The 1,801-nt window shown below is 51.1% G+C and carries 2 protein-coding genes; both read left to right on the forward strand.

The genetic code is table 11. From position 1 onward, the window contains the following. On the forward strand, nt 1–299 hold a 299-nt coding region (locus ACTHUE_RS17670), incomplete at its 5' end, for an alanine:cation symporter family protein (protein ID WP_440403062.1). An 83-nt stretch (nt 300–382) separates the two neighbouring features. Beyond that, entirely contained in the window at nt 383–1,639 is a 1,257-nt protein-coding gene (locus tag ACTHUE_RS17675; RefSeq protein WP_070461263.1) for a D-amino acid dehydrogenase, read from the forward strand. The last annotated feature ends 162 nt before the right edge of the window (nt 1,640–1,801 follow it).

Genomic DNA, 1,801 nt, shown 5'->3' on the forward strand with positions numbered 1-1,801 from the left:
TCACCATCGGCCTGATTTTCTTTGCCTACTCAACCATTCTCGGCTGGTGTTATTACGGCGAGAAATGCGCGGTTTACGTCTTCGGCGAGAAGTTTGCCGGTTTGTACCGCGTTGGTTATGTTTCTTCGGTTATGCTGGGAACCGTGTTGAGCCTTGATTTGGTGTGGCTGGCTTCGGACACATTCAACGGCTTGATGGCGTTGCCCAACCTGATTGCGCTTTTGTTGATGGCGAAAGTCATCGTCAATGAAACGCGCGACTTCAAACAAAAAATCAAAAACGGCGAATTGCCGCATTAATGTCCAAGGCCGTCTGAATCTGAATATTCAGACGGCCCGATGTATATTAAGTCTGTTTGGAAAAAAGTCAGAGGAGGAGAAAAATGAAAGTGCTTGTTTTAGGTGCTGGTGTTGCCGGCGTATCTTCCGCGTGGTATCTGGCAGAGGCAGGACATGAAGTAACAGTCATCGACCGCGCCGAGGGTGTGGCGATGGAAACCAGTTTTGCCAATGCAGGCCAGCTTTCTTACGGCTATACCACGCCGTGGGCTGCTCCCGGTATTCCGACCAAAGCGCTGAAATGGCTGTTTAAAAGCCATCCGCCTTTGCTGTTTCGCCCTGACGGCAGCCTGTATCAAATCGAATGGCTGTGGCAAATGCTGCAAAACTGCACGGCCGCGCGCTATCAAATCAACAAAGAGCGCATGGTCAGGATTTCTGAATACAGCCGAGAAATGTTCCGCCGTTTTGAAGCGCAAACCGGCATGAATTTTGAAGGGCGCAAAAAAGGGACGTTGCAGATTTTCCGTCAGGCTAAAGAAGTCGAAGCGGCAGAACAAGACATTGCCGTTTTGGAACGCTACGGCGTGCCGTACCGCCGTCTGAAACCCGAAGAATGCGCCGAGTTTGAGCCTGCGCTGGCACGCGTTACCGCAAAAATTGCCGGCGGCCTGCACCTGCCTGCGGATGCGACCGGCGACTGCCACCTCTTCACTGAAAACCTATACAAATTGTGTCAGGAAAAGGGCGTACAGTTCCACTTCAACCAAACCATCAGCCGCATCGACCACAACGGGCTGCGCATCAAAGCCGTTGAAACCGAAACAGGGCGGTTTGAAGCAGATGCCGTTGTCTGCGCGCTCGGCTGCTTCAGCAGGACTGTGTTGGCGCAGTTGGATCTCAATCTGCCGATTTATCCCGTCAAAGGCTATTCCTTGACCCTGCCCGTCACAAACTCAGACGGCGCACCGGTTTCCACCGTTTTAGATGAAAGCTACAAAGTCGCCATCACGCGCTTTGACAACAGAATCCGCGTCGGCGGCATGGCGGAATTGTCTGGCTACGAAATCAAACTGCCCGAAAAACGCCGCGAAACCTTGGCTTTGGTCGTCAACGACTTGTTCCCCGAAGGCGGCGATTTGAAACAAGCATTGTTCTGGAGCGGTCTCAGACCGATGACGCCCGACAGCACACCGCTAATCGGGCGCACCCGCTTTGATAATCTCTTCCTGAATACCGGCCACGGTACTTTGGGCTGGACCATGTCGCTGGGTTCGGCAAAATTAACCGCCGATATCGTGAGCGGCAAAGATACCGAAATCCGAAGCGACGATTTGAGCCTGTCGCGTTATCAGGCTTAAGCTGGAAAGCGATAAGGTTTAGCGGCATTTCAAATTTAAAGGCCGTCTGAAAATTATTTTTCAGACGGCCTTTTGTTTCAAAATCTGTGTACCTAATCAATAAAATAAATAATAACTATTATCATGCGCATTAAAAAGTGTTAGTCTGAACCTGTCCCAGCT

This window comes from Neisseria sp. P0021.S005 (assembly GCF_051956955.1).

Bases quoted from the DNA above. Each gene is read 5' to 3' on its own strand.
- ACTHUE_RS17675 (WP_070461263.1), top strand. From the start codon at position 383: ATGAAAGTGCTTGTTTTAGGTGCTGGTGTTGCCGGCGTATCTTCCGCG.